This is a genomic window from Duganella sp. OV510 (assembly GCF_900100205.1).
Lineage (GTDB): Bacteria > Pseudomonadota > Gammaproteobacteria > Burkholderiales > Burkholderiaceae_D > Rugamonas.
In genome coordinates this window covers 316,248-342,528 of record NZ_FNEQ01000004.1, presented here as the reverse complement: position 1 = coordinate 342,528, position 26,281 = coordinate 316,248, and the positions used below count along the sequence as shown (strand labels likewise).

Annotated in this window: 20 protein-coding genes and 1 tRNA gene; 10 read left to right on the top strand and 11 right to left on the bottom strand. The window is 62.6% G+C overall.

The annotated features are described in order from the left end of the window. The first annotated feature begins 68 nt into the window (after positions 1-68). Positions 69-2,111 carry an NADPH-dependent 2,4-dienoyl-CoA reductase gene (locus tag BLS51_RS13820; protein WP_090188960.1) on the top strand — a complete coding sequence of 681 codons (2,043 nt, stop codon included), beginning with the start codon at positions 69-71 and terminating at the stop codon, positions 2,109-2,111. Between the two features lie 3 nt (positions 2,112-2,114). Here the strand turns inward: BLS51_RS13820 and BLS51_RS13815 are convergent, their stop codons facing one another. The 4 genes from BLS51_RS13815 to BLS51_RS13800 form a co-directional block, all read right to left on the bottom strand. Further along, positions 2,115-2,885 carry a substrate-binding periplasmic protein gene (locus BLS51_RS13815; RefSeq protein ID WP_090188963.1) on the bottom strand — a complete coding sequence of 257 codons (771 nt, stop codon included), beginning with the start codon at positions 2,883-2,885 and terminating at the stop codon, positions 2,115-2,117. Then, positions 2,885-4,606, bottom strand: coding sequence for a cation:proton antiporter domain-containing protein (gene ybaL / locus BLS51_RS13810; protein WP_090188965.1), 1,722 nt, complete (start codon positions 4,604-4,606; stop codon positions 2,885-2,887). Before ybaL ends, BLS51_RS13815 begins: the two co-directional genes overlap by 1 nt. Positions 4,607-4,676: 70 nt before the next feature. Beyond that, complete coding sequence (locus BLS51_RS13805; protein WP_090188968.1) at positions 4,677-5,126, bottom strand: carboxymuconolactone decarboxylase family protein; 450 nt, start codon at positions 5,124-5,126, stop codon at positions 4,677-4,679. Positions 5,127-5,212: 86 nt separating this feature from the next. After that, a complete protein-coding gene (locus BLS51_RS13800) occupies positions 5,213-6,616 on the bottom strand; it encodes a MocR-like pyridoxine biosynthesis transcription factor PdxR (RefSeq protein WP_090188970.1) in 1,404 nt (467 codons plus the stop codon). Between the two features lie 80 nt (positions 6,617-6,696). Here BLS51_RS13800 and BLS51_RS13795 point away from each other — a divergent pair, with 80 nt between their 5' ends. Next, positions 6,697-7,116, top strand: a complete 420-nt coding sequence (locus tag BLS51_RS13795) for a GNAT family N-acetyltransferase (RefSeq protein WP_229207690.1) — start codon at positions 6,697-6,699, stop codon at positions 7,114-7,116. Beyond that, positions 7,113-7,694, top strand: a complete 582-nt coding sequence (locus BLS51_RS13790) for an FMN-dependent NADH-azoreductase (RefSeq protein WP_090188975.1) — start codon at positions 7,113-7,115, stop codon at positions 7,692-7,694. The genes BLS51_RS13795 and BLS51_RS13790 overlap by 4 nt, the downstream gene beginning before the upstream one ends. On the opposite strand, the gene BLS51_RS13785 is transcribed toward BLS51_RS13790, so the two are convergent. The 4 genes from BLS51_RS13785 to BLS51_RS13770 form a co-directional block, all read right to left on the bottom strand. Then, a complete protein-coding gene (locus tag BLS51_RS13785; protein WP_229207691.1) occupies positions 7,641-7,937 on the bottom strand; it encodes a type II toxin-antitoxin system RelE/ParE family toxin in 297 nt (98 codons plus the stop codon). The two genes, BLS51_RS13790 and BLS51_RS13785, sit on opposite strands and share 54 nt — an antisense overlap. Next, positions 7,925-8,161, bottom strand: a complete 237-nt coding sequence (locus BLS51_RS13780) for a hypothetical protein (RefSeq protein WP_090188977.1) — start codon at positions 8,159-8,161, stop codon at positions 7,925-7,927. Before BLS51_RS13780 ends, BLS51_RS13785 begins: the two co-directional genes overlap by 13 nt. A 10-nt stretch (positions 8,162-8,171) precedes the next feature. Next, positions 8,172-9,293: a beta-ketoacyl-ACP synthase III gene (locus BLS51_RS13775; protein WP_090188980.1), complete on the bottom strand. Its 1,122-nt coding sequence runs from the start codon at positions 9,291-9,293 to the stop codon at positions 8,172-8,174. A gap of 181 nt (positions 9,294-9,474) precedes the next feature. Then, positions 9,475-10,920: a S41 family peptidase gene (locus tag BLS51_RS13770; protein ID WP_090188983.1), complete on the bottom strand. Its 1,446-nt coding sequence runs from the start codon at positions 10,918-10,920 to the stop codon at positions 9,475-9,477. Between the two features lie 344 nt (positions 10,921-11,264). Here BLS51_RS13770 and BLS51_RS13765 point away from each other — a divergent pair, with 344 nt between their 5' ends. The 5 genes from BLS51_RS13765 to BLS51_RS13745 all read left to right on the top strand — a co-directional run bounded on the left by BLS51_RS13765 (position 11,265) and on the right by BLS51_RS13745 (position 18,893). Continuing rightward, positions 11,265-11,867, top strand: a complete 603-nt coding sequence (locus tag BLS51_RS13765) for a hypothetical protein (RefSeq protein WP_090188985.1) — start codon at positions 11,265-11,267, stop codon at positions 11,865-11,867. 144 nt (positions 11,868-12,011) lie between these two features. Continuing rightward, positions 12,012-14,003 (top strand): M13 family metallopeptidase, encoded by a 1,992-nt coding sequence (locus BLS51_RS13760; RefSeq protein WP_090189293.1) that lies wholly within the window; start codon positions 12,012-12,014, stop codon positions 14,001-14,003. Between the two features lie 76 nt (positions 14,004-14,079). Continuing rightward, on the top strand, positions 14,080-16,101 hold the full coding sequence (locus tag BLS51_RS13755; RefSeq protein ID WP_090188987.1) for a M13 family metallopeptidase: 2,022 nt from the start codon (positions 14,080-14,082) through the stop codon (positions 16,099-16,101). A gap of 66 nt (positions 16,102-16,167) precedes the next feature. Next, a complete protein-coding gene (locus tag BLS51_RS13750; protein WP_090188990.1) occupies positions 16,168-18,231 on the top strand; it encodes a M13 family metallopeptidase in 2,064 nt (687 codons plus the stop codon). Positions 18,232-18,419: 188 nt separating this feature from the next. Next, the gene (locus BLS51_RS13745; RefSeq protein ID WP_229208063.1) at positions 18,420-18,893 is read left to right on the top strand and encodes a hypothetical protein; all 474 of its coding nucleotides are present in this window, start codon (positions 18,420-18,422) and stop codon (positions 18,891-18,893) included. A 49-nt stretch (positions 18,894-18,942) separates the two neighbouring features. Here the strand turns inward: BLS51_RS13745 and BLS51_RS13740 are convergent, their stop codons facing one another. Continuing rightward, positions 18,943-19,488 (bottom strand): c-type cytochrome, encoded by a 546-nt coding sequence (locus BLS51_RS13740; RefSeq protein ID WP_090188995.1) that lies wholly within the window; start codon positions 19,486-19,488, stop codon positions 18,943-18,945. A gap of 203 nt (positions 19,489-19,691) precedes the next feature. Here BLS51_RS13740 and BLS51_RS13735 point away from each other — a divergent pair. Both BLS51_RS13735 and BLS51_RS13730 read left to right on the top strand, forming a co-directional pair. Further along, positions 19,692-19,767, top strand: a tRNA-Arg gene (locus tag BLS51_RS13735). 236 nt (positions 19,768-20,003) lie between these two features. Next, a complete protein-coding gene (locus BLS51_RS13730) occupies positions 20,004-21,554 on the top strand; it encodes a glycoside hydrolase family 43 protein (RefSeq protein ID WP_217636478.1) in 1,551 nt (516 codons plus the stop codon). Here the strand turns inward: BLS51_RS13730 and BLS51_RS13725 are convergent. Both BLS51_RS13725 and BLS51_RS13720 read right to left on the bottom strand, forming a co-directional pair. Continuing rightward, positions 21,548-23,185 (bottom strand): glycoside hydrolase family 28 protein, encoded by a 1,638-nt coding sequence (locus BLS51_RS13725; RefSeq protein WP_090188998.1) that lies wholly within the window; start codon positions 23,183-23,185, stop codon positions 21,548-21,550. The genes BLS51_RS13730 and BLS51_RS13725 overlap by 7 nt on opposite strands. Further along, positions 23,182-26,247 (bottom strand): TonB-dependent receptor domain-containing protein, encoded by a 3,066-nt coding sequence (locus BLS51_RS13720; RefSeq protein WP_090188999.1) that lies wholly within the window; start codon positions 26,245-26,247, stop codon positions 23,182-23,184. The genes BLS51_RS13725 and BLS51_RS13720 overlap by 4 nt, the downstream gene beginning before the upstream one ends. Between the last annotated feature and the right edge of the window lie 34 nt (positions 26,248-26,281).

The window sequence follows — 26,281 nt, the reverse complement described above, 5'->3', positions numbered from 1 at the left end:
AATACAAGAGCAGCACGCGGGGACTTTAGAAGCCCAGGTCTAGAGATTTGGGATTAAATGCGGGCATTATGAAAACTACACCATACCCACACTTGCTGGCGCCCCTGGATCTCGGTTACACGACGCTGCGCAATCGCGTCATCATGGGATCGATGCACACCGGCCTGGAAGACCGTTTCTACAATTACGGCAAGCTCGCCGCATTCTATCGTGAACGCGCGCGTGGTGGCGTAGGTTTAATTGTTACAGGCGGCATCTCTCCTAACCGGTCCGGCTGGCTGTTACCCTTTGGGGGGACGCTCAACTTCAAGGGCGACGTGGCCAACCACCGGCGCGTCACCAGCGCGGTGCACGAGGAGGGCGGCAAGATCCTGATGCAGATCCTGCATGCCGGCCGCTATGGCTATCAGCCGCTGGTGGTGTCGGCCTCCGATAAGAAATCACCGATCTCGCCGTTCAAGCCACGCGCCTTGAGCGAGGCCGGCATCGAGCAGACTATCCGCGATTACGCCCGCTGTGCGAAACTGGCGCGCGACGCCGGCTATGACGGCGTCGAGGTGATGGGCAGCGAAGGCTATCTGCTGAACCAGTTCCTGTGCGCGCGCACCAATCTGCGCACCGACCAGTGGGGCGGCAGCATCGAGAACCGCATGCGCCTGTCGCTGGAAATCGTCAAGCGTATCCGCGCCGAAGTGGGCAATGACTTCATCATCATGTATCGCCACTCGCTGCTGGACCTGGTCGAAGGCGGTAATACCTGGGATGAGGTGGTGACGGTTGCCAAGGCCTTGCAGCAGGCTGGCGTGACCATCCTCAACACCGGCTACGGCTGGCATGAGGCGCGCGTGCCCACCATCGTCACCTCGGTGCCGCGCGCCGCCTTTGCGTCGCTGGCCGGACGTCTGCGGCTGGAGGTGTCGATACCGGTGGTGGCGTCCAACCGCATCAATATGCCGGCCGAGGCGGAAGGCATCCTTCAGCGCGGCGAGGCGGACATGATTTCGATGGCGCGTCCCTTCCTGGCCGACGCGCATTTCGTCGCCAAGGCGGCAGCCGGCCGCGCTGATGAAATCAATACCTGCATCGGCTGCAATCAGGCCTGCCTGGATCACACCTTCTCGAATAAACGCGCCAGCTGCCTGGTGAATCCGCGCGCCTGCCATGAGACGGAACTGGTGTATGCGCCGACGATGAAGCAACGCCGCGTGGCGGTGGTTGGCGCCGGGCCGGCCGGCTTGTCGGCGGCGACAGTGGCGGCGGAATGCGGCCACGACGTGACGCTGTTCGATGCGTCGGACAGTATCGGCGGCCAGTTCAAGATCGCCATGCAGGTGCCGGGCAAGGAGGAATTCGCCGAGACCATCCGCTACTTCGCGCGCAAGATCGACCTGACCGGCGTGAAGCTGCAATTGAATGTGCGCGTCACGCGCGCGCAGCTGCTGGCGGATGGTTATGACGACGTGATCGTCGCCACCGGCATCAAGGTGCGCAAGCCGCCAATCGAAGGCATCGGTCATCCGAAGGTGCTGTCGTATGTGGACGTGTTGCGTGACAAGGCGCCGGTCGGCAAGCGCGTGGCCATCATCGGCGCCGGCGGCATCGGTTTCGACATGGGCGAGTTCCTGCTGCATGACACGCGCCATCCTTTGCCGCTGGCGCTGGATGTCTGGGCCAGGGAATGGGGCGTCGACATGCAGGTCGGGACGCCGGGCGGCCTGGTGCCGCCGGAACCGGCGGAGCCGGTGCGCCAGCTTTATCTGTTGCAGCGCAAGACCTCGCGTCCTGGCGCTGGCCTGGGCAAGACTTCGGGCTGGGTGCATCGCGCGGTATTGGCGCGCAACGGCGTGGTGATGCTGGCCGGCGTGCAGTACGACCGCATCGACGACCAGGGTCTGCACATCACCGTCGGTGGCGAACAGCGCTTGCTGTCGGTCGATAACGTGGTGATCTGCGCGGGTCAGGACAGCCTGGTGGAGTTGATGCCGTCCGAGGAGGAAGCCAAGGCGGCAGGCATGCCGCGCTTCCACAAGATCGGCGGCGCTGCGCTGGCGGCGGAGCTGGACGCCAAGCGCGCCATCAAGGAAGGCGCGGAGCTGGCTGCGCGCCTGTAGTCTTCAGCAGCCGGAGACGTTGGCGACGCTGTCCACCGCCTTCTGTATGCGGCCCGACTTGTGCAGCCGGACGATGGCCTGGTTCAGCGCCGGCAGCACTTTGCCCAGCGGCTCGCCTTTCGGCACGGCGATCAGCAGCGGCTCGAAGCCGACCGATTTTTCGGCAACGGACCAATGGTCGCTGGGGAACAGGCAATTCAGGCTGGCGCTGAGCTGCCGGGCATTGCGGAAGCTGTCGATCAGCACCGCGTCCACATGGTGCGCGCTCAGCATCTTCAGGCGGCTTTCGGTGGAGACGGCGTTCTCCTCAACCTTGAACAGCTGGTCGCGCCGCGTCTCGAATTCCGGGCCGTACTTGCCTCCGGCGGCGATCGAGATCACCTTGTCGCGCAGGTCCGCCCAACGGCGGAATTTCAACGGCGCCTGCGTCGACGATACCAGCCATTGATTGGCGTCGTACACCGGCCGGGTGAAGTTGAACACGTGCAGCCGCTCCGGCGTGATGGCAGCGCCGTACAGCAGGCCTTCGCCATTCTCCGCCATCACCTGTGCGCGCCGCCACGGATAGGCATGCACCACCAGGTTCAGGCCCGACTCGGCCGCCAGCTGGCCGATGACGGCGGCGATGATGGGCGGCGTCGGCTGCGGGTGGCCGCGCGCGTCGACCGCTTCGGCGATCAGCACCGCGATTTCCTCATCCTTGTCGGCGGCGTGGATCGGCGCCGCCGGCAGCAGCATGGCCAGCGTCCAGGCGGCGAAAGCACGTTTCATCATCAGTGTGCGTGGCTCTTGTGGGACTTGTCCAGGTTATCCAGAACATAGGCGGTCATGCCCTTGGCCAGCTCCTGCTCGCCCATGAAGATTTCGCCGGCGCGCTCGTTGCGCAGCAGGTCGGCTTCGGCGTCGTTGTGGGTGCGTACCACGGTCTTGATGCCAGGGTTCAGCGCGCGTGCGGTTTCGATCATGGCGCGCACGTGGAAGGTGTCCGGCGTGGCGATGACCAGCATGGCGGCATGGGCGATGTGGGCCTGGATCAGCACCGCCGGCTCGCCGGCATTGCCTGCCACCGCTGGCACGCCATCCTTGCGCAGCTGGTCGACCACTTCGCGGTTCTGCTCCGCCACCACGTAGGAGATGCCTTTTTCCTTCAGCACCGCAGCGATCTTGCGGCCCACGCGGCCATAGCCGACCAGCACCACCTGGCCGCGCAGATGTTCGTGCGGCGTGGTCATCGGCAGCTCCGCCAGCGGGTCGGGCGAGCGGTCGAACCTGGCCGCCAGGTCGAGGTTCTTGCTCAGCCAGCGCTCCAGCGGTTTGGTGACAAGGAAGACCACCGGATTGAGCGCGATCGAGATGATGGCGCCGGCCAGGATCAGGCTCTGGCCTTCTTCCGGCATCAGTTTCAGCGATATGCCCAGCGCTGCCAGGATGAAGGAGAACTCGCCGATCTGCGCCAGGCTGGCGGAGACCATCAGCGCGGTCTTGGCCGGGTAGCGCAGCAGCAGCACCAGCAGGAAGGCGGCCACCGATTTACCAACTACGACGATCGCTACCACCGCCAGCAGCTTGAGTGGCTGTTCGGTCAGCACCGACGGTTCGAACAGCATGCCGACCGAAACGAAGAACAGCACCGCGAACGCATCGCGCAGCGGCAGCGATTCCTCGGCGGCGCGATGCGCCAGCGCCGATTCGCGCAGCACCATGCCGGCAAAGAAGGAGCCCAGCGCGAACGACACGCCGAAGTAGTGGGTGGAAGCGTAGGCGATACCGACGGCGGCGGCGATTACGCACAGCGTGAACAGCTCGCGCGAGCCGGTGCGCGCCACTTGCCACAAAATCCACGGGAACAGCTTGCGGCCAACCACCAGCATCAGCACGATGAAGGCGCCGACCTGGCCCAGCGTCAGCGCCAGCGTCAGCCAGATATTTCCGTCGTCGCTGCCGTGCGCTCCGTCCAGCGGCGCACCGCCAAGGGAGCTGGCCAGCGCCGGCAACAGCACCAGCATCAGCACCGTGACCAGGTCTTCCACCACCAGCCAGCCGACCGCGATGCGGCCGTTGAAGCTATCGAGTATGCCGCGTTCCTCAAGGGCGCGCAGCAGCACCACGGTACTGGCGACCGACAGCGCCAGGCCGAACACCAGCCCGCCGCCGATGGTCCAGCCCCAGTAGTGTGCCAGCGCCATGCCAAGCGCGGTGGCGACCGCGATCTGCAGGATCGCCCCTGGCAGCGCCACCTTGCGCACATCCCACAGATCTTCCAGCGAGAAGTGCAGGCCGACACCGAACATCATCAGCATCACGCCGATTTCAGCCAACTGGCCGGCCAGCGCGGCATCCGCCACATAGCCCGGCGTCGCCGGTCCGATAATAATGCCCGCAGCGAGATATCCCACCAGCGCCGGCAGCTTGAGGCGCGTTGCTATATAGCCGAACAGGAGACCAGCTCCCAGTGCGGCGGCGATCGTGGTAATCAGGCTGATGTTGTGGGGCATGCGTTGGGGGCTCCTTGAGAAAAAAACTACGGGAAACCCTCAGCGTAACACACCCACAACTGAAACCAGCTTAAACCGACAGGGCCGCCGGCTGCATGCGCATGCTGACGCCAAAGCGGTTGAAGGCGTTCATCAGCGCGACGGCGACGGTGATGTCGGCCAGTTCCTGCTCGCTCAGTACCTTCAGCGCGGCCTGATAATCGGCGTCCGGCACCTTGGTCTGTTCGACGCGGGTGACCACCTCGGCCCAGGCCAGCGCGGCCTGTTCTTTGTCGCTGAACAGCGCGGCGGCTTCGTCCCACACCGGCACCAGTGCGATCTTGTCGGCGCGTACGCCTTGCTTCAGCAGGTCGCGGGTATGCATATCGATGCAATAGGCGCAGCCGTTGATCAGCGAGATGCGCAGGTAGACCAGTTCAAGCAGCTCGGCCGGCAGCGCGGCGGCGACATAGTCCTTGACGGCGCCGAAGCCTTTGTAGGCCACAGGGGCGAATTTGAAGATTTCCAGACGCTTGCTCATGATGACTCCTTGGTTTGGTTGGTGACGATGAAGCCATTGTGCGCCACGATGGCCTATTCTTGAAGGGCCAAGAATAGCGCTTTGGACTAGGCCATGATTTTCAGTATGCGTTTGCCCAGCTCCTGCGCTCTGGCCTGCGTGTCGATGTTGGTGAAGGCCAGCAGCAGCGCCGACGGAATATGCGGCAGCACGCCGCGCTCGGACAGCGCCAGCGCCGACATGCGGTTTTCGCGCATGCGCGCCGCCAGCGCGCGGTCGGTGTGATAGCCCTTCATGCGCAGCACCAGGTGCATGCCGCCTGGCTGCGGCTCCACCTGCATATACTTGCCCAGCACCGACGACAAGCCATCCGCCGCGAATTCACGGCGCTCGGCGTACAGGCGGCGCATGCGCTGGATGTGGCGCGCGAAATGGCCTTCGTTCATGAAGTCGGCCACCACGCTTTGCATCAGTGTCGGGCCACCGGTGGCAAAGGTGCGGCTGATGTGTTCAAAGCGCTCCACCTGCGCCGGCGGCACCACCAGATAGGCCAGCCGTATCGCCGGGAACAGTACCTTGCTGAAGGTGCCGGAGTACAGCACGCGGCCGTCGCGGTCCAGGCTTTGCAGTGCCGGCAGCGGGCGGCTGACATAGCGGTATTCGCCGTCGTAGTCGTCTTCGACGATCCAGGCGCCGGCCCTGGCGGCCCAGTCCAGCAATGCCAGCCGGCGCGGCAGCGACAGCGACACGCACAGCGGGCTTTGGTGCGCCGGCGTGACGATGGCGGCTTTGGCACCTGGTGCGGTGGCGACACCGTGCGACACCATCAGTCCTTCGCCATCCACCTGCACCGGTGCCACCCGCATGCCGGCGTCGCCCAGCAGCGCGCTGGTGGGCGGGTAGCCGGGATCTTCAACCCACACGCCGTCGCCGGGTTGCAGCAGCGCGCGTGTCACCAGTTCCAGCGAGTTGCGGTAGCCATTGGTGATGAACACCTGCGACGGCGTGCACTCAATGCCGCGCGACAGTTGCAGATAGGCGGCGATGGCGATGCGCAGCCCGGGCAGCCCGGCCCATGGCGGATAGATCATGTCGGCCGGCTGCGTGGCGCGCACGGCGCGTGCCGCCAGCCGCGCCCACACCTTGCGCGGGAAGGCATCCAGCGCCGGTATGCCCATCTGGAACGGCCGGGTCGAGGAGTCGGCCTCACCCAGGTTGTCGTGGGTGCTGGCGCGGCGCGGCGTCGGCGCCACTGGCGCGTGACGCGCCAGCGCTGGCGTGACCACAGTGCCGGCCTGGCCGCGCGCTTCCACATAGCCTTCCGCCGTCAGCAGCGCGTAGGCTGATTCCACCGTACCGCGCGCCAGGCCCAGTTCCAGCGCCAGCGCGCGGGCGGCGGGAATGCGGTCGCCTGGCTGCAAGGTGCCTTCAGCGATGGCGCTGCGGAAGCGCGTGTATATTTGCCGGTATAGCGGCTCGGCGGCGCTGGTGTCCAGCTGGAGAAAATCCATGGCCTACTCCAAATGTCTGTTTATGGCTCTGGGGATTATGCCATTGGCGGCCTACGATGGCGTCTTTGAAAGGACATGCCATGAAAATCGTGGAGACGGAGCAGGAGCTGCGTGCCTGCTATCCGGTGATGAGGGAGCTGCGTCCGCACCTGGCGTCGGAGGATGCGTTTGTGGCGCAGATGCTGCGCCAGCGCGAACAGGATTACCACCTCCTCGCGGTGTGGGAGCGCGATGAGGTAGTGGCGCTGGCTGGCTATCGCTATCAGGAGAACACGGTGTACGGGCGCTTCCTTTATGTCGACGACCTGGTGACGGCGGAGCAGCATCGCAGCCGTCGCTGGGGCGCGCTGTTGCTGGGCAAGCTGACGGTGTTTGCCGAGCAGGCGCAGTGCGCGCGGCTGGTGCTCGACACGGGGCTGACCAACGGACTGGCGCAGCGTTTCTATTTCCGCGAAGGGCTGCTGCCCGGCGCTTTACGTTTTGGGAAGAACCTCACATGACAAACATTTTGCACATCAGCGCCAGTTCGCGCGCCGAAGATTCCGCCAGCTACCGCTTGTCGCTGCAGGTCATCGCGCAATTGCGCAAGGCGCACCCGGATGCACAGCTAGTGTCGCGTGATTTGTGGGCCGAGCCGCTGCCGCACGTGGACTTCCAGTATTCCAATGCGCTGTCGCGCCAGCAGGGCGGGGCGCCGCATGCGCGCGGCCTGTCGTCGCTGGAGTGGTCGGACCTGCTGATCGAAGAACTGCGCGCGGCGGACGCGGTGGTGATCGCCACGCCGATGCACAACTTCACGGTGCCGTCGGTGCTGAAAGCCTGGCTGGACCACGTGGTGCGCATCGGCGTCACCTTCAACGCCACGCCCGAAGGCAAGATCGGTACGCTGGCTGACCGCCCTGTCTACATCGCCGTCAGTTCCGGCGGCTGGCGCACCGGCGAACGCGCCCGCCAACCGGACTTCCTGGAGCCCTACCTGCGCGCCATCCTGCCCACCATCGGCCTGAAAGACCTGCACTTCACCTCATTGGAGGGAACTGCGATCAGCGTTGCTCCCGACTATGCCAAACGCGGGTAAGCAGTACATCACCGTTGTCGAGGATGAAGTAGCGTAGTACATACGCGCGCTTGCCAAATCTGGCCGGCCATTCCGGAATTCAGCGTGCGGCGCGCCAAGATGGGGATGCTTAATGATTTTATTAGCAGTCTTGATGATGGCTGCTGCGCCTCGGCGGGCAGCAGCTGGGCTGCTCTGAGCAAGGAATTGGTGGAGCCTGGCAACGTCTGCCAACGCATCCGGATGCCAGATTAACGCGGGCATTCGCTCCACTTCCCGGCTGCCAAATCTGACAGCCAGGCGTCGGCGCGATCCTGCGACACACCTGGCCTGCCGCTCTGGTAGGACTGCAAGCGTTCGCGATCTACTTCCAGCGACAGCGCTTCCTTGCAAATCACCGCCAGATACTCCTCAACCGACAAGCCCTTGCGGCTGGCCGCTGCCAGCATTTCTGCTTCAAGCTCATCAGGAAGGGTCACGGTCAGCATGGTTGTATCCTTAGATGCGCTTTACCACCACGCAGCCGATCGAGTAGCCGGCGCCGAAGGAGCAGATGACGCCGAGGTCGCCCTTGGCCATGTCTTCCGAGTGCTTGTGGAAGGCGATCACCGAGCCGGCCGACGAGGTGTTGGCGTATTCGTCCAGGATCACCGGCGCTTCGCCCGGTTCGGCGTCGCGGCCCAGCACCAGGCGGCTGATCAGCAGATTCATGTTCAGGTTGGCCTGGTGCAGCCAGTAGCGCTTCACCTGCGGCACTTCCAGGCCGGCGCCAGCGATGGTGTCCTTGATCATTTCGGCGGCCATCGGGCACACGTCCTTGAACACCTTGCGGCCCTGCTGGCGGAACAGCTTGTCGGCCTGGCCGACGCCGTCTTCGTCGAAGCGGTTGAGGAAGCCGAAGTTGTTGCGGATGTTGTTGGAGAAGCTGGTCTTGGCCTTGCTGTCGACGATTTCCCACTGGTGCGCGCTGGTGGCGGTGTCTTTCGCTTCGACCACGATGGCGGTGCAAGCGTCGCCGAAGATGAAGTGGCTGTCGCGGTCGCGCCAGTTCAGGTGGCCCGAGGTGATTTCCGGATTCAGCACCAGCACCGCGCGCGCCTGGCCGCTTTGCACCGCCGCCACCGCCTGCTGGATGCCAAAGGTAGCCGACGAGCAGGCCACGTTCATGTCGAAGCCATAGCCGTCGATGCCCAGCGCGCCCTGCACCTCAACCGCCATGGCCGGATAGGCGCGCTGCATATTCGAGCAGGCCACCAGCACCATGTCGATGTCGGCCGGCGTCTTTCCGGCGCGGTCCAGCGCCTGTTTGGCGGCAGCGACAGCGATTTCCGCCTGCAGCGACAGTTCCTCGTCGCCGCGCTCGGCGATGTGCGACACCATGCGTTTGGGATCGAGGATGCCTGCCTTCTCCATCACATAGCGCGCCTTGATGCCGGAGGCTTTTTCAATGAAGGCCACGCTGGACGCTTCCAGCGCGGTGACCGTGCCTTCCGCGATGGCGGCGGCATTGTCGGCGTTGAACTGTTCGACGTAGGTATTAAAGCACTCCACCAGCTCTTCGTTGGAGATCGACTGCGCTGGCGTAAAGAGGCCGGTAGCGCTGATGACGGCTTGTTTCATGTTTAAACTTTCAAATTAAGCAATGGCAGCTGCCAATAATGAAGCAAATTCTACACAATGGCCGCTGCTTAGGCGAACTAAAACCTCGAAACCCCGGGGTCAGTTCTGCCAAACGTACACGAGCTCTACAGTAGCGACCACTACTGTAGAGCTCGTGTACGTTTGGCAGAACTGACCCCGGTTATTTTTTTGCCAGATCTTTCGTCAGGCCGGTTTCGGTCGACACCACCGTGGTGGCCGGCCTGGCCAGTTGCACCGGCAGGCCTTTCAGGTGATTCAGCGCCTGTTGCAGCTGGAAGTCCTCGCCGCTACCGTATTCCAGTGGCTTGCGGTTTTTCTCCAGCGCCAGGATGCGGATCTGTTCTTCCAGCTCGTCACGCTTGCTCTTTTCGCCCTCTGCCTCGCGGTCGTTGCTCAGGTGCTTGCTGAGGTCGGCTTCGCGGGTGCGCAGCGCGTTCAGGCCGTCACCGTCGGCGTTTTCATCCACCGCCACATCCGGCGTGATGCCCTTGGCCTGGATCGAGCGGCCGTTCGGCGTGTAGTAGCGCGCCGTGGTCAGCTTGACGGCGGTATCGGCCGTCAGCTGGCGGATGGTCTGCACCGAGCCCTTGCCGAAAGTCTGCGTGCCGATGATGTCGGCGCGCTTGTAATCCTGCAGCGCGCCGGCGACGATTTCCGAGGCCGACGCCGAGCCGGTATTCACCAGCACCGCCATCGGCACTTTCTTGATGGCGGCCGGCAGCTTGGCCAGCGCATCGCTTTCAGCGCGCAGCTCGTAGTATTCGGGACGGCCGTAGAAGATCTGCTTCTGGTCCGGCAACTGGCCGTTGGTCGAGACGATCGGCGCATCCTTCGGCAGGAAGGCTGCAGCCACGCCGATCGCGCCTTGCAGCACGCCGCCCGGATCGTTGCGCAGGTCCAGCACCAGGCCCTTGATGTTCGGGTCCTGTTTGTACAGTTCGATAATCTTGGCCGCCATGTCATCCACGGTCGGTTCCTGGAATTGCGAGATGCGCAACCAGGCATAGCCCGGCTCGATGATCTTGCCCTTGACGCTTTTCTGGTGGATCTCTTCGCGCGTGATGTTGAACACCAGCGGTTCGTCCTCGCCCTTGCGCAGGATCGTCATGCTGACTCTGCTGCCGGGCTCGCCGCGCATCTTCTTGATCGAGTCGTCCAGCGTCATGCCTTTGACTTGCAGGTTGTCCAGCCGGCTGATCAGGTCCCCGGGCTTGATGCCGGCGCGCCAGGCGGGCGAATCCTCGATCGGCGCAACAATCTTGATGTAGCCGTCTTCGCTCTGGCCGATCTCGATGCCCAGGCCGACGAACTTGCCCTGCGAACCTTCGCGCAGCTCGGCATAGGCTTTCTTGTCCAGGTAGGCGGAGTGCGGGTCAAGCGAGGCGACCATGCCGGAGATGGCTTCGGTCAGCAGCTTCTTGTCCTCGACCGGCTCGACGTAATCGGATTTGATCAGGCCGAACACATCGGCCAGCTGGCGCAATTCTTCCAGCGGCAGCGGCGGGTCCATCGGCTTTTGCGCCATGGCGGAGAATTGCAGCGATATGGCGATGCCCGCCACCACACCCACACCGATCAGGCCGGTGTTCTTTAATTTCTTGCCCATGTTTCACCTGTCAAAGCTCGCCGCTGCACATCGCAGCTTGCGTGAAACGAGTATAAACCTGATTTCGAGCAAACGTAGTAGCCCTTGCGAAATTGATTTATACCTTTACGTCGATTTACAACGTTCGCCGTTGACTTTCAAAGCGCGCCAGTCGCCGCTTGGCGAAACACCAAGTTTACTGTTTTGTACGAAGTGTGTCCCCGACGTTCACGACAGTAAATAATTGTAAGAAGCCCTGAAAGCCGCGAATTCGCAGCCTACACTGAGCTCGTATTTCTCTCTACCCTGAAGTGGTTTTTCGCCAGCGCCCCAAGCGCTGGCTTTTTTTTATCTACGGAGCATTCATGCGATTCTTGTCACGTTCATCCTCGTCCGTCTTGCGCCGCGTCAGTGCCGCGCTGGCCTTGTCCGCCCTGCTGTCGCCGGCTTTTGCCTTGCCGCTGATGGAGATGAAAGCTGAAGACTATCTGCCGATGGCCGGCGAGCTGAAGAAATCGCTAAGCCTCAACGCCAACCAGCAGACGCTGTGGGCGCAGACCGAAAGCAAGACGCGCAACCTGCTGCGCGCCCGCAAGGAACGCCGCGAGCGGCTGCAAGCCGCCACGCTGGCCGGCGCGCAAACCGCGAATGTCGAACTGCGCGAGCTGGCCAAGGCGGTCGATGAAGAATCCGAAGCCAGCGCCAGGGAAGAAAAACTGCTGCGCGAATGGTGGTTGACGGTTAATGATGCCTTGTCGGAAAGCCAGCGCCAGACGGTGGCGCAAACGCTGGCCGAGCAACTGCAGCGCGTGCAGGAGAACGGTGGCGGTGCGCGTCCGGAACGCAAGGAAGAGGGCGGCGAACATCGCGGCGGCAAGGGCGGACGCGGCGGCATGGGCGGTGGCGGCATGGGCGTCGGCGTCGGTGCCGGTGGTCTGAATGTCAACCTGCCGGGTGGTGGCGGCTGACAATCTTGTGTATCGTAAAGTAACAAGCGGACGGCAACCGTCCCTGTGGCCGGGCCTGAAGTTAGAATTCGGAAACCCAAGTTCTCACCATAAGGACCCGCTGTGAAAAAACGCTTGTTGCTGACCGCTCTGACCCTGAGCCTGATGACCGCCTTTGCCTCGGCCCACGATGCCGCGCCGATCTCCGGCATCGACCTCCCCAACATGGACACCAGCGTGCGTCCGCAAGACGACTTCTTCACCTACCTGAATGGCAGCTGGCTGAAGACCACCGAAATCCCGGCAGACAAATCCAGCTGGGGCACCTTCGCCAAGCTGCGCGACGATACCTTGCCGCAGCTGCGCGGCCTGATCGAAAAAGCCGAGGCCGACAAGCAACGCAAGGCCGGCAGCGAAGCGCAGAAAATCGCCGACCTGTACGCCAGCTTCATGGACGAGGCCAAGCTGAATGAGGTCGGCATCCGTCCGCTGACCGGCGAACTGAACCGCATCCGCGCCATCAAGGACAAGAACGGCCTGCCGATGATGTTTGCCCACCTGGGCCAGATCGGCGTCAGCGCGCCTTACGGCGTCAGCGTGCGCCAGGATGCGCGCGAGTCGACCAAGTACGCGGTCTATATCGGCCAGGGCGGCCTGGGCCTGCCGGACCGCGACTACTACCTGAAAAAAGAAGACGCCAAGCTGGCTACCGCGCTGGCCAAGTATGAGCTGCACGTGGCCAAGATCCTCGGCCTGGCCGGCGACCGCAACGCCACCGCCAACGCCAGGAAAGTCGTCGCGCTGGAAACCCAGCTGGCGGAAGTGCAATGGACCAAGGTGCAGAACCGCGACCCGGTCAAGCGCTACAACAAGATGCCGATCAAGCAGCTGGCCGACGTGGCGCCGGGCTTTGACTGGGGCCATGCGCTGGCCTCGGCCGGCGTCGCCAACAAGGTCGACTATGTGATCGTCAACCAGCCGAGCTACCTGACCGGCTTCGCCAGCGTGCTGGAGAAGACCGACCTGGCGACCTGGAAAGCCTACCTGGAATGGCAACTGCTGCGTGAAGCCTCGCCGTTCCTGTCGAAAGAATTCGCTGACGCGCATTTCGATTTCTACAGCACCGTGCTGACCGGCGTGGCCGTCAAGCCGCCGCGCTGGAAGACTGGTGTGGCGCTGGTGGAAGCCAGCCTGGGCGAAGCGCTCGGCAAGCTGTACGTGGCCGAATACTTCCCGCCTGAGCGCAAGGAGCGCATGGACCAGCTGGTGAAGAACCTGCTGGCGTCGTACAAGACCAGCATCGACAATCTGGACTGGATGAGCCCGGCCACCAAGATCGAAGCGCAGGCCAAGCTGGCCAAGTTCACGCCGAAGATCGGCTACCCGAACAAATGGCGCGACTACTCGTCGCTGGCCGTCATCAAGGGCGACCTGATCGGCAACGTGCTGCGTGCCTCGAACTACCGCCACGCACGCATGATTGCCAAGCTGGGCAAGCCGATCGACCGCGAGGAATGGGGCATGACGCCGCAAACCATCAACGCCTATTACAGCTCGACGATGAACGAGATCGTCTTCCCGGCGGCGATTCTGCAACCGCCGTTCTTTGACGCGCGCGCCGACGACGCGGTCAACTACGGCGCCATCGGCGCGGTGATCGGCCACGAGATCAGCCACGGCTTCGACGACGGCGGCAGCCAGTCCGACGGCGACGGCAACCTGCGCGACTGGTGGACCAAGGAAGACAAGGCCAATTTCCGCGCCAAGGCCGACGCGCTGGTCAAGCAGTACGACGGCTACAGCCCGCTGCCTGGCTACCACGTCAACGGTGCGCTGACGCTGGGCGAGAACATCGCTGACAACAGCGGCATGGCGATCGCCTACAAGGCCTACAAGCTGTCGCTGGGTGGCAAGCCGGCGCCGGTGATTGACGGCTTCACCGGCGACCAGCGCTTCTTCATGGGCTTTGGCCAGATCTGGCGCGTGAAGATGCGTGAAGAACAGCAGATCCTGCAAATCAAGACCGACCCGCATTCGCCAGGCCAGTACCGCACCAACGGCCCGGTGGTGAACCAGCCGGGCTTCTACGACGCCTTCGGCGTCAAGCCGGGCGACAAGCTGTATGTTGCGCCGGAACAGCGCATCATCATCTGGTAAGCGTTTATCTCCAGCAAAAAAGCCACCGCGTGTGGCTTTTTTGCTATTGTGCTCGAATTATAGGAGAGACAACAATATGAAGGCATATCTGCTCAGCGCCCTGATGGCGGCGTTGCTGGCGTCCACCGGCGTGCAGGCACAACAGAAAACCTCGGGCGTGGACCTGGCCAACATCGAACCCTCGGTGCGGCTGCAGGACGACTTCTTCCTTCATCTGAACGGCAAGTGGCTGGCCAAGACCGAGATCCCGTCGGACAAGTCCAGCTGGGGCTCGTTCGAGAAGCTGGATGACGATACCAAGCCGCAGCTGCGCGCGATTATCGAAGCGGCGGCAGCGAATAAATCCGGCGCCCCGGAAGGCCAGCGCATCGGCGATTTCTTCGCCAGCTATATGGATGAAGCGCGGCTGGAAGAACTGCACCTGTTGCCGCTGAAGCAGGACTTCGACCGCATCGCCACGCTCAATGACAAGAAGCTGATACCGGGCCTGATCGCCCACTTCAACCGCTACGGCTACACCGCGCCGTATGGCTTCGTCATCCACCAGGACAACAAGGATTCGACCAGGTATGTGGCCGACATCTACCAGGACGGCCTGAGCCTGCCCGACCGCGACTACTACCTGAAGAAGTCGGACAAGAAGCTGGCCGACACGCTGGTCAAGTACGAGCAGCACGTGACGAAGATGCTGACGCTGGCCGGCAACGCCCATCCGGCGGCCGACGCCAAGGCCATCGTGGCGCTGGAAACCCAGCTGGCCAGGCTGCAATGGACCAAGGTGCAATTGCGCGACCCGGTCAAGGCGTACAACAAGGTGCCGCTGAACCGCTTGCCGAAGCTGGCGGCGGGCTATGACTGGACCACCTGGGTCAACGACACCGGCATTGGCGGCAAGACCGACTACGTGATCGTCAGCCAGCCGAGCTACATCAGCGGCTTCAACAAGCTGCTGAACAAGACGCCGCTGTCGACATGGAAGGTGTACTTCCAGTGGCAGGTATTGCATGCCAACGCGCCTTACCTGTCCAGGGACTTCGTGCAGGAAAACTTCGCCTTCTACGGCAAGGTGCTGAGCGGCACCGATGAACAGCAGCCGCGCTGGAAACGCGGCGTCAACGCCACCGATAACGCGCTGGGCGAAGCGCTTGGCAAGCTGTACGTCGAGCAGCACTTCCCGCCGGAGCGCAAGGCGCGCATGGAAGCGCTGGTGAAGAATCTGCTGGAAGCCTACCGCGAAAGCATCAACACGCTGGACTGGATGGGGCCGGAGACCAAGAAGCAGGCGCAGGAAAAGCTGGCCAAATTCACCACCAAGATCGGCTATCCGAACAAATGGCGCGATTACTCCGCGCTGGTGGTGGGCAAGGGTGACCTGGTCGGCAACGTGCGCCGCGCGCAGGCCTTTGCCTACGAGAAGGAAGTCAACAAACTCGGCAAGCCGATCGACCGCGACGAGTGGGGCATGACGCCGCAGACCGTCAACGCCTACTACAACCCGGAGCTGAACGAGATCGTGTTCCCGGCCGCCATTCTGCAACCGCCGTTCTTCGATGCGGACGCCGATGATGCGGTCAACTACGGCGCTATCGGCGCGGTGATCGGCCACGAAATCAGCCACGGCTTCGACGACCAGGGCGCGCAATACGACGGTGACGGCAATCTGCGCGACTGGTGGACCAAGGCCGACCACAAAGCCTTTGCCGCCAAGACCAAACAACTGGTCAGGCAATACAACGCCTTCAGTCCGTTCAAGGGCTACTTCGTCAACGGCGAACTGACGCTGGGCGAAAACATCGCCGACAACAGCGGTGCGGCGATTGCCTACAAGGCCTACCTGATCTCTCTGAACGGCAAGCCGGCGCCGGTGATCGATGGCCTGACTGGGCAGCAGCGCTTCTACATGGGCTTCGGCCAAGTGTGGCGCGCCAAGATCCGTGAGGCGCAGCAAATCGTTTATCTGAAAACCGATCCGCACTCACCGGATCAGTTCCGTGCCAATGGCACGGTGCGCAACCAGCCGGGCTTCTACGAAGCCTTTGGCGTCAAGCCGGGCGACAAGATGTACCTTGCGCCCAAAGACCGCGTCATCATATGGTGATGTGATATAAAGCAGCACGGCCCATGTGAGCAATGGGCCTTTATTCAATCATAGAAGGAAATCCTCGTGAAACGTCATCTCGTAAGTGCATTGATGCTGAGCCTGATCGCAGGCCTGGCCGGCGCCGCGGACAGCGCCAAAAGCGCAGCTCCTGCCAGCGCTAAAGTAGCAAGCAAGCCAACCTCCGGCATCGCCGTCGAATACATCGATCCGGCGGTGCGCGTGCAGGACGACCTGTTCACCCACATGAACGGCAAGTGGCTGGCGACGACCGAGATCCCGGCCGACAAATCCAGCTGGGGCTCGTTTGCCAAGCTGCGCGATGACATCCAGCCGCAACTGCGCGCGATTATCGAAGGTGCGGCCGCCAACAAGGCCGGCGGTGCGGAAGCGCAGCGCATCGGCGACTTCTACGCCAGCTTCATGGATGAAGCCAAACTGGAGCAACTGGGCATTACGCCGCTGAAAGCCGAGCTGGGCAAGGTTGCCGCGCTGAGTGACAAGAAACAGCTGCCGGCGCTGATTTCGCACTTCAACCAGATCGGCGTCACGGTGCCTTACAACTACGCTGTGCACCAGGACAACAAGGATTCGACCAAGTACGTGGCCGACATCTACCAGGACGGCCTGGGCCTGCCGGACCGCGACTACTACCTGAAAGCGGACGACAAAAAACTGGCCGACACGCTGGCCAAATATGAACTGCACGTCGGCAAAATGCTGACCATGGCTGGTGACGCGCACGGCGCCACCACCGCGCACGCGGTGGTCGAGTTTGAGAAAGAACTGGCCAAGCTGCAATGGACCAAGGTTGAGTTGCGCGACCCGATCAAGGCCTACAACAAGGTCGACATCGCCAAGCTGGGCGAGGTGGCGCCAGGCTACGACTGGAACGCCTACCTGAGCGACGCCGGCGTTGCCGGCAAAGTCAGCTACGTCATCGTCAGCCAGCCGAGCTACCTGAAAGGCCTGACCGCGCTGCTGCAAAGCACGCCGCTGGAAACGCTGAAAGCCTACTTCCAATGGCAAGTGGTGCGCGCGCACGCGCCGTACCTGAGCAAAGAATTCGTCGATGAAAACTTCGCCTTCTACGGCACCGTGCTGAGCGGCGTGACCGAGCAGCGCCCACGCTGGAAGCGCGGCGTCACCGTCACCGAAGGTGCGCTGGGTGAAGCGGTCGGCAAGCTGTACGTCGGCGAACACTTCCCGGCCGAGCGCAAGGCACGCATGGAAGAACTGGTGAAGAACCTGCTGGCCTCGTACAAGACCAGCATCGACAAGCTGGACTGGATGACGCCGGTGACCAAGAAGCAGGCGCAAATCAAGCTGGCCAAGTTCACCTACAAGATCGGCTACCCGAACAAATGGCGCGACTACAGCGCGCTGACCATCAGCAAGGATGACCTGGTGGGCAACGTGATCCGTTCGCGCCAGTTCGACTACAACAAGGAACTGAACAAGCTGGGCAAACCGATCGACCGCGACGAATGGGGCATGACGCCGCAAACCGTCAACGCCTATTACAACCCGGAGATGAACGAGATCGTCTTCCCGGCAGCGATCCTGCAGGCGCCGTTCTTCAACGCCGATGCGGATGACGCGGTCAATTACGGCGCCATCGGCGGCGTGATCGGCCACGAAATCAGCCACGGCTTCGACGACCAGGGTGCGCAGTACGACGGCGATGGCAATCTGCGTGACTGGTGGACCGCCGCCGACCACAAAGCGTTCTCGGCAAAAACCAAGATGCTGGTCGAGCAGTACAACCAGTTCAGCCCGCTGCCTGGCTACCACGTCAACGGCGAACTGACGCTGGGCGAAAACATCGCCGACAACAGCGGCGTAGCGATTGCCTACAAAGCCTACAAGCTGTCGCTGAAAGGCAAGAAAGCCCCGGTGCTGGACGGCCTGACCGGCGACCAGCGCTTCTACATGGGCTTCGCGCAAGTATGGCGCATGAAGATGCGTGAAGCGGCGCAGATCCAGCAGATCAAGACCGACCCGCACTCGCCAGGCCAATTCCGCGCCAACGGCCCGATGCGCAACCAGCCAGGCTTCTACGACGCCTTCGGCATCAAGCCAGGCGACAAGATGTACCTGGCCCCCAAAGACCGCGTAATCATGTGGTAATAAATCCGGGGTCAGTTCTGCCAAACGTACACGAACTCATGTACGTTTGGCAGAACTGACCCCGGTTATACTATGGGCTTCCGGTTTCCTGAAGTCCGATTGCCATGCGTCTGTGTTACTCCATTCCTTTTGTTCTGCCACTGCTGCTGAGTGCTTGCGGCGATTCTTATACGCCTGTCGATGTGTACATGGCGAAGACGCCGGAGTGCAAGGATTGGCAGGAGGGCTCGCGCTTTGAGTTGCCGCGCGGGATGAGCATTTCGACTACGCCGCCGGTCACGCTGCCGGATGGCGGTGCCGAGTTCACCTTTGTGTATCTGGTGCCGCGCGGCGAGCGGGCGATGTTTGTTACCCGCGACTATCACGTCACCGAGCCGCAAGGGCCGGTCATCGCCAAGGCGGAGCTGGTAACGTTCTACCAGCGCACCACCAATTCGCCGGCTGAAATCGTCGAGGCGATTCCTAAGGTGCCGGATATGCTGATCGCCGGCGCCACCGGCGCGGAAACCATCTGGCGCGTGCGCCTGCGCGTCACGCAGAAACTGCCGGATCGTTTCGATGTCGTCCCGCCGGCATTTGAGATCGCGCTGAACAAATACCCGGTCCGCACTTTCACCTACCGCTATTTCCCGGACCGTAAAGCCTACGGTCTGTGCCGCTAATAAAAAAACCGGCCACGAAGGCCGGTTTTCATGTGCGCCCGCAGGCGGTTTACTTCGGTGGCTCAGCAGCGGCAGGCGCGGCAGGCGCCGGCACTTCCGGCTCCTTGAACTTGCCGCCCGAAGCGTTGGCCATGTAGACCACGGCGCGCGCCACTTCCACATCGTCCAGATCGGGATTGCCGCCTTTGGCAGGCATCGCACGCAGGCCTTCCACGGCGTGCTTCAGAACGGTGTCATAACCTTGTGCCAGACGGCCGCTCCACGAGCCGGCATCGCCGAACTTCGGTGCGCCCGCAACGCCGGCGCCATGGCAGGCGGCGCAGGTGACGTTGTAGATGGCCTCGCCCGTTTGCAGCACTTTCGGGCCGCTGGCGTCTTTCAGCGTGTAGCCGTCGTCAGCAACAGGGGCGATGCGGGAGGCAATGGCTTCCGGCTCCTGGCTGCCGGAACCGGCGCCGGTCAACTTATCGGTGGTGACAAACTTAACCAGGAGGACTATGCCAAAGATAACTACGACGAAGAAGCCGATAACGGCGACGGCGAGTTGTTTGGGCGTTCTGATTGCGGATTCGTGTTCGTTGTGTGCGTCGCTCATGATTTCCTTAAGAGACTGATTTCAAGCCGGGGTGGCGCGAAGAGTTGATCAGCAGCTGCCTTGTAAAAACCTTCACCAAACGGCTGATTATAGACACAACAATGCGTCGAGGGAAACGCAAACTTGTTGAAAACGACACTGCCCCATGGACGGGGAGCGATAAAAACGGTATCCTACGGCACGCGTTCGCGTATCCTCCTGTCGCGGCTGTAGCTCAGTGGATAGAGTATTGGCCTCCGAAGCCAAGGGTCGTGGGTTCGATCCCCGCCAGCCGCACCAAGTTTTTCCATAAAATCAATCGCTTAGCTGATTTTTCATGCTGCGTTGCAGCAGCAAGCGCGCTTGCGCGGCGCGTGCTGCGCTGCGTCAAAACACCATCTGATTTTTCTGCAACATTTTTGACTTGCATCAAAAAAGCTAGAGATACTTTTGACGGCCTTTGCTCACCATGTTGATTGCTTGCGCTGATGCGCTCGTGGTCTACTGCGGAGCTATCGGAATGGTGGAGATGGCTCGTGAAGATACGCAATGTGATACTGGCGTTGGCGCTGATCGGTAGCTCGGCGGGTGCAGCGGAGTACGCCAACCCGGTTCTGTATGCGGACTATTCTGATCCCGATGTGATCCGCGTCGATAACGATTACTTCATGGTAGCGTCCAGCTTCCACTTTTCGCCGGGCATTCCGATCCTGAAGTCGAAGGACCTGGTGAACTGGAAGATCATCGGCCATGTGCTGCCCCGGCTGAGCTTCCATCCTTCCTACGATATGTCACCTGCGTATCCGCTGACCGATGCGGTGTCGAAGCCGGTCGGTGATGGCTTGCGCTATGCCGGCGGTGTGTGGGCCCCGGCGATCCGCTTTCACAGGGGCCTGTTCTACGTCTACTGGGCCACGCCAAACGAGGGCATCTTCATGAGCAGCACCGGCGATCCCGCCGGCCAGTGGAGCGAGCCGGTGATGGTACTGGCCGGAGCAGGCTATGAAGATCCCTGTCCATTCTGGGACGATGACGGCAAGGCCTATCTGATTCACTCGAAGGTTGGCGCCGGCCCCGGCATCCTGCACGCGATGAGCCCGGACGGCAAGACCTTGCTTGACGCCGGCAAGACCATCATTGAGGACAAGGTCAATCTGCCGGTATTCGAAGGCCCCAAGCTCTACAAGCGCAACGGCTACTACTACGTATTCGCGCCGATCGGTGGCGTGGGCACCGGGCCACAGGCGGTGCTGCGTTCGCGCAGCATTGAGGGGCCGTTTGAAATGCACCTGGCGCTGAAGCCTGGCAATGGCTTGAAGGGGCCGCATCAGGGGGGATATGTGGAGACGCCGTCGGGGCAGGGCTGGTTCATGCATTTCAATAGCACTGGCGCGTTCGGCCGCATCACGCATTTGCAGCCGGTGGTGTGGCGGGACGGCTGGCCGATCATGGGCAATGAGACTGTGCCGGTGTCGACGCACGCGTATCCGGACTCCACGCAGCAGTCGCGCGACTACAAGCTTCAGGACAGCGATGAGTTCTCGTCTGCACAGCTGGGATTGCAGTGGTCGTGGAATCACAATCCAGACAACGCGCGTTGGAGCCTGACGCAGCGGCCCGGCTTCATGCGCATCCAGGCCAGCAAGTCAGAGTACCTGGTTGGCGCGCGCAATACGCTGACGCAGATTCTACAAGGGCCGCAATCGGAAATCACCACGCGCATCGAGCTGGGGAGCATGGTGGACACGCAGCGCGCCGGCCTCGCGCTGTTCGGCGTGAAGGTGCCCTGGGCCGGCGTGGTGCGCGACGCTGGTGCCAGCTACATCACGTATTCCAACGCCGGCGTGGAAACGCGCGGCGCGAAGATTGATGCGGCTGCCGTGATCCTGCGTGCTGTGGTCAGGGAGGACCAGACCGTGCAGTTCTCCTACGCGCTGAATGAGCAAGGGCCGTACACAAAGGTCGGCCCGGTCACGGAGCTGGCGAAGTTCTCATGGTGGAAGGGCAGCCGGCCCGCCGTTTTCACTTATGTGAAAGGCGATGTGGCCGGCTATATCGACGTCGACTGGTTCCGCGTCGTTCACTGACGGCAGGCGGCCGCCAGCACTTCCGGACGCGCATCCTTGCCGCTGGTGCGGAAGCGCACCCGTTGCAAGGTCAGGTGGCGGATGTGTCGCGCCCACAGTCCGTAAGCCGGCATCACTTTTTCAAACATATGCGGATCGGGATACTCGGCCGGTGCATCGGGAATGGTGCGAGGATCTGCGCCCGGTTCGCTGGTCGCCATCATGGTCAGGTCTACATCACGCAGCAGCACGTGTTCGATCTGCGCTTGCTCGATGCCGGTGAAGAAGGAGCCACGGACGCCGTTGTCATCGCCGCTGATGCGGTCGTAGACTATGTAGCGCAACACGCCCGGTCCCGGACGCTTCGTGCCGGGCTGCACGCGCCCGCGATCACCCAGCCGCAGGAACAGCGGACTTTCAGCACGGACGATGCGGGCGTCGTGCACCAGCACGCGTTCCAGCGTGCCGCCGTCGACGATTTCCCATGAGATGCCACCGTCCGCCTTGCGGCGATTGATGGCGCGCATGTCGTCGGATGGCCCGCCCAGCGTGATGTTGCGTACCAGGACATTGCGGAATACATCCTGCGAGTCGGTGCCGAACTTGAGCGCGTTGCAGGTGCTGTAGAACTGGCAATTCTCGATCAGGATGTTTTCCGCCAGCCGCTGGCCTGCGCCCTTGAAGCACATGGCATCGTCCTGCGCGTTGATGAAGCAATTGCGCACGATAACGCGGCGGCAGCTGTCGATGTCGAGACCGTCGTTGTTGTGGTTGGCCTGATTTTCGACGTGGATGCCGTCAACGATGAGGTCTTCGCAGTTCAGGTAGTTCTGCATCCAGCATGGGGAGTCCTTCATGTGGATATCGCGCACCACCACCTGCTTGCAGTCGATGATGCGGATGATGAAGGGCCGGCCCGGCGTGGAGCCAACGGTTTCTTCGCCAGGGAAGTTGGCCTTGGTGCCGCGTCCGTCGATCAGGCCTTTGCCGCCGATGCCGATGCGTTCGCAGCCTTCGGCGAAGATCAGCGACTGGTTCATGCCCATGTTGGTGTCTTGTACCGTGCGGCGCTTGGCGCGGTGTTCAGGATAGTCCTTCAGATTGGTGCTGGCCAGCAGGCGAGCGCCTTCGGCGACTTCGAACATGACGCCGGAGCGCAGCACGATGGTGCCGCTGATGTAGTCGCCTTTCGATAGTCGAACGGTGCCGCCGCCGGCTGCCGCGCAGGCGTCCACCGCGCGCTGGATGGCGGCGGTAGTCAGCGAGACTGCACCGCTACGTGCATCAGCCGCCAGGCCGTGCTGCTCCGGGGTGAACACGCGGGCCGGCACCGGCCACGGCGTCAGTGTCTGCGTCAGCTGTGTCGCCATGGCATCCAGGTCGCGCCGCAGCGTGTCGGCCCAGCCAACATCGGCGGGGCAGGCGCTGGCCGCAGTAGCGTCAGCCGCCGCTGCACCAGCCGCCGCTGCGCTAGCCGCCGCTGCGCTAGCCGCCGCTGCGCCGGCCATCGCGGGGGCAGCGGCAGGCGCGGCGCTGGCGGTTGAGGAGGTGGACGCCTGCGCCGCGCGTGCTGGCTGTGCAGCCCAGCCGCCGAGTAGGCCGGCGCCCAGTGCCAGCGTCACGCGCCGGCGTTGCAGATCACGGCCCCTCATAGCTTGACGTTCAGGCTGAAGAACAGATTGCGCCCCAGCGGATCATAGGTCGCGGCGATGGTGTTATTTGCCGGCAGTTGCGACGAACCCAGCACCGGCGGATCTTTGTCCAGCACGTTACGGATGCCGGCCGTCAGATTGACGTTCTTGCTGAACTCCCAGCCCGCCGTCAGGTCCAGATAGGTGTACGCCTTGATCTTCGGATTGGTCAGCGACTCCAGTGCCGGCGGCGTTCCACCCTGGCCTTGCGGCAGCACATAGGTATCCACCGTGACATTGCCGATGTAGCGCGCACGTGCCGACAGCATCAGCTTGCCCGTGTTCATGGTCAGGCGGGCAGTGCCTTTCCACTTCGGCACCGGCTGGCCGCAAGTCTGGCCGAAGCTGCCGACGCACTGGTTGGTAATGCTCGGCAGATCCTGGATCGGCGTGAAGGTCAGCTCTTTCACATAAGTCCAGTTGGTGCTGAAGTTCCAGCGCGTGTCGCCGCCCATCAAGCCCCATGAGGTCCTGAAGTTGTAGTTGCCGGCAAAGTCGTAGCCCTCTGTCTTGATGCCGCCGATGTTGGCGGCCGTGGTCATCACATAGGTTGGCGCAGCGATCTGGCCAGTGATCGGATCGCGGTTGATGGCCTTGCAGTACACGCTGTTGGCGTTCTGGATGGTGTTGTAGCACAGGTTCAGCACCGACTGGATGCCACCGCCGCCCAGCGTCGAGATGGCATCGTCCAGCGTGATCTTGTAGTAGTCCAGGCTCATTTGCAGACCAGGCGCCACGCGCGGTGAGAATACGGCGCCAACGGTGGTGGTGTGTGAAGTTTCGGCTTTCAGATTCGGATTGCCGCCGACGATTTGCGTGATGAAGTTGGTCGGCTGCACCGACTGGTCGAATACCAGGTTGGCCGGCACGCCGGTGGCCTGGCACAGCGCGCGCACGGCGGCGGTCTGCTGCGCGGCGGGCTGGCGGCTGGAGCATGGATCGGTGGCGGTCGGGCCGTTGGTGCCCTGGCCGCCGAACAGTTCGCCGACATTCGGCGCGCGGATCGATTTCTGCTTTTGCGCACGGAAGGTCAGGCTTTCCACCGGCGTCCATTCGGTGCCGACCGAATTGGTCCAGACGGTGCCGACCGATTCGATGTCATAGTCGGAGCGGCGGAAGGCGCCGCTCAGGCTGAGGTTCTTGGCGAATGGACGGTTGGACAGCAGCGGCACGCGCGCCTCGCCGAAGATTTCCTTGACGGTCGATTCGCCTTCGGTCGGCCGCGCTGCGTTCCAGCCCGATACGTCGCCGGACGACAGGAAGGCGTCAGGCGAGTAGCGGCTGTACGCGTGGCGGCGCTCGACGCCAGTGGAGAAGTCCACAGGCCCCATCGGCAGCTCCAGCAGCTTGCCGGAGAGGTTGGCTGCCAGGCCTTGCTGCTCGGCGGTGATGGTGGAATTGGACGAGATGGCAATCGCGTTGCGCGCCGTCTCGTTGATGTTCTGGCCGAAGGGATTCAGCACCGGCGCCGCGCCACTTTGTGACAGGATCGAATTCTGGAAGCGGCTCAGCGAAATCGAGCCGGCCTGGAATTGCGATTCGGTGGTGCGGCTGTTGGTGTAGTAGACATCGTAGCGCAGGTCGGTCAGGTATTTTTCCGACAGGTCGTTCAGATAACCTTTGACGCCGAGCGCGATGCGAAAGGTCTGGTGTTCGGTCGAAGCGCTGCGCGTGCCGATATCGTTCAGGCGGCGGTTCAGGTTCAGCACCGCAAGGCCATCGCCTGCCGTGGTCGACAGCGTCTGCGTGCCGTTGGTGACGCGCGTGGTGCCGGATTCCTTCAGGTCCAGCTGGCGCAGCACCTCCTGCATCTGCGGGCTCAGGTAGGGATTGTTGGTGTTGACCAGGAAGTTGCCGCTGGCACTGGTGGGCGCGATCTGCACATTGGCGGTGTTGGTGCTGAAGTGGACTTCGGTATAGCCGGTGGCGTGTTCGTTGAAGTCGTAGTGTGCGAAGCCGTTGGCTACCCAGCGCTTCTGTGGCGTGACGATGTAGGATAGCGGCGCGAGGTCATAGGCGTCCGCCGTCGTGTAGGGGCGGATCACCTTGCCGGTGGCGTCGAACATCGCGCCCAATGTGCTCATGCTTTGCAGCCCGGCGGCTGCCATGGCCGCATCGAGTGCCGGGTTGGAGCCGGACGAACCGTACAGCGGCAGGTTGCCGATGCGGCCGTTCGGAATGGTGGACGAGCCGCTGTACACCAATCCCGGCCGGCCGCCGGCCGACAGACAGGTCTGGCCGGAAGGCACGCTGAGCGGCGTGCCAGCCTGGGTCGACGACCACGTGGCGGCGGTGACGCAGCCATCGCCCAGCGACGGTGTCGAATAGCCACCCAGGTCGCCGCGCGTCATTCCCTCGCGGTCCTGGTAGTTGATGGAGAGGACGGCGTTGCCCTTTTTGTTGTCGAAGTTGCCGCCGACAGTCAGGTCGATGCTCTTGGTCGGCGTGTGTGTCGGCTGGTCCCAGTTGCCCTGGACACCGATCTCCACGCCTTCAAAGTTATCGCGCAGGATGAAGTTGACCACGCCGGAGATGGCGTCCGAGCCGTAGACGGCGGACGAGCCGCCGGTGACGGTTTCAATCCGCTTCACCAGCGCGGTGGGGATGGTGTTGATGTCGGTGGTGAAGTCCGGCCCGGTGATGGCGAAGCGGCGGCCGTTGACCAGCACCAGGTTGCGCGTCGGTCCCAGGTTACGCAAGTTCAGCGTCGAGGTGCCGGACGGCTGGCCCGCCTGCATGGTGTTGGCGGTGGGGCTGTTCAATTGGTTGGCGGTGAACTGCGGCGTGTCGTTCAGCAGATTTTCCAGATTCTGCGTGCCGGACACTTTCAGCTCCTGGGCGTCGACCACGGTGACGGGCGTGGGCGCCAGGAAGCCGCGGTTCACCAGGCGCGAGCCGGTGATGACGACCTTGTTTTCTTCGGACGGTGGTGGTGGAACAGGCGCCTCTTCCTGGGCGCTGGCGGCAAAGCTGGTGACAAACAACAGAACGGCGTGGGTAATCGCGGTTTGCTTCGTTCTCATTATTGAGTCTCCTGTTTTTAGTTGTGACCGCAAG

Excerpts from the sequence above, each read along its gene's own strand:
- BLS51_RS13820 (WP_090188960.1), top strand. The coding sequence starts at position 69 with ATGAAAACTACACCATACCCACACTTGCTGGCGCCCCTGGATCTCGGT.
- BLS51_RS13815 (WP_090188963.1), bottom strand. The coding sequence starts at position 2,885 with ATGATGAAACGTGCTTTCGCCGCCTGGACGCTGGCCATGCTGCTGCCG.
- ybaL (WP_090188965.1), bottom strand. The coding sequence starts at position 4,606 with ATGCCCCACAACATCAGCCTGATTACCACGATCGCCGCCGCACTGGGA.
- BLS51_RS13805 (WP_090188968.1), bottom strand. The coding sequence starts at position 5,126 with ATGAGCAAGCGTCTGGAAATCTTCAAATTCGCCCCTGTGGCCTACAAA.
- BLS51_RS13800 (WP_090188970.1), bottom strand. The coding sequence starts at position 6,616 with ATGGATTTTCTCCAGCTGGACACCAGCGCCGCCGAGCCGCTATACCGG.
- BLS51_RS13795 (WP_229207690.1), top strand. The coding sequence starts at position 6,697 with ATGAAAATCGTGGAGACGGAGCAGGAGCTGCGTGCCTGCTATCCGGTG.
- BLS51_RS13790 (WP_090188975.1), top strand. The coding sequence starts at position 7,113 with ATGACAAACATTTTGCACATCAGCGCCAGTTCGCGCGCCGAAGATTCC.
- BLS51_RS13785 (WP_229207691.1), bottom strand. The coding sequence starts at position 7,937 with ATGCCCGCGTTAATCTGGCATCCGGATGCGTTGGCAGACGTTGCCAGG.
- BLS51_RS13780 (WP_090188977.1), bottom strand. The coding sequence starts at position 8,161 with ATGCTGACCGTGACCCTTCCTGATGAGCTTGAAGCAGAAATGCTGGCA.
- BLS51_RS13775 (WP_090188980.1), bottom strand. The coding sequence starts at position 9,293 with ATGAAACAAGCCGTCATCAGCGCTACCGGCCTCTTTACGCCAGCGCAG.
- BLS51_RS13770 (WP_090188983.1), bottom strand. The coding sequence starts at position 10,920 with ATGGGCAAGAAATTAAAGAACACCGGCCTGATCGGTGTGGGTGTGGTG.
- BLS51_RS13765 (WP_090188985.1), top strand. The coding sequence starts at position 11,265 with ATGCGATTCTTGTCACGTTCATCCTCGTCCGTCTTGCGCCGCGTCAGT.
- BLS51_RS13760 (WP_090189293.1), top strand. The coding sequence starts at position 12,012 with ATGACCGCCTTTGCCTCGGCCCACGATGCCGCGCCGATCTCCGGCATC.
- BLS51_RS13755 (WP_090188987.1), top strand. The coding sequence starts at position 14,080 with ATGAAGGCATATCTGCTCAGCGCCCTGATGGCGGCGTTGCTGGCGTCC.
- BLS51_RS13745 (WP_229208063.1), top strand. The coding sequence starts at position 18,420 with ATGGCGAAGACGCCGGAGTGCAAGGATTGGCAGGAGGGCTCGCGCTTT.
- BLS51_RS13740 (WP_090188995.1), bottom strand. The coding sequence starts at position 19,488 with ATGAGCGACGCACACAACGAACACGAATCCGCAATCAGAACGCCCAAA.
- BLS51_RS13725 (WP_090188998.1), bottom strand. The coding sequence starts at position 23,185 with ATGAGGGGCCGTGATCTGCAACGCCGGCGCGTGACGCTGGCACTGGGC.
- BLS51_RS13720 (WP_090188999.1), bottom strand. The coding sequence starts at position 26,247 with ATGAGAACGAAGCAAACCGCGATTACCCACGCCGTTCTGTTGTTTGTC.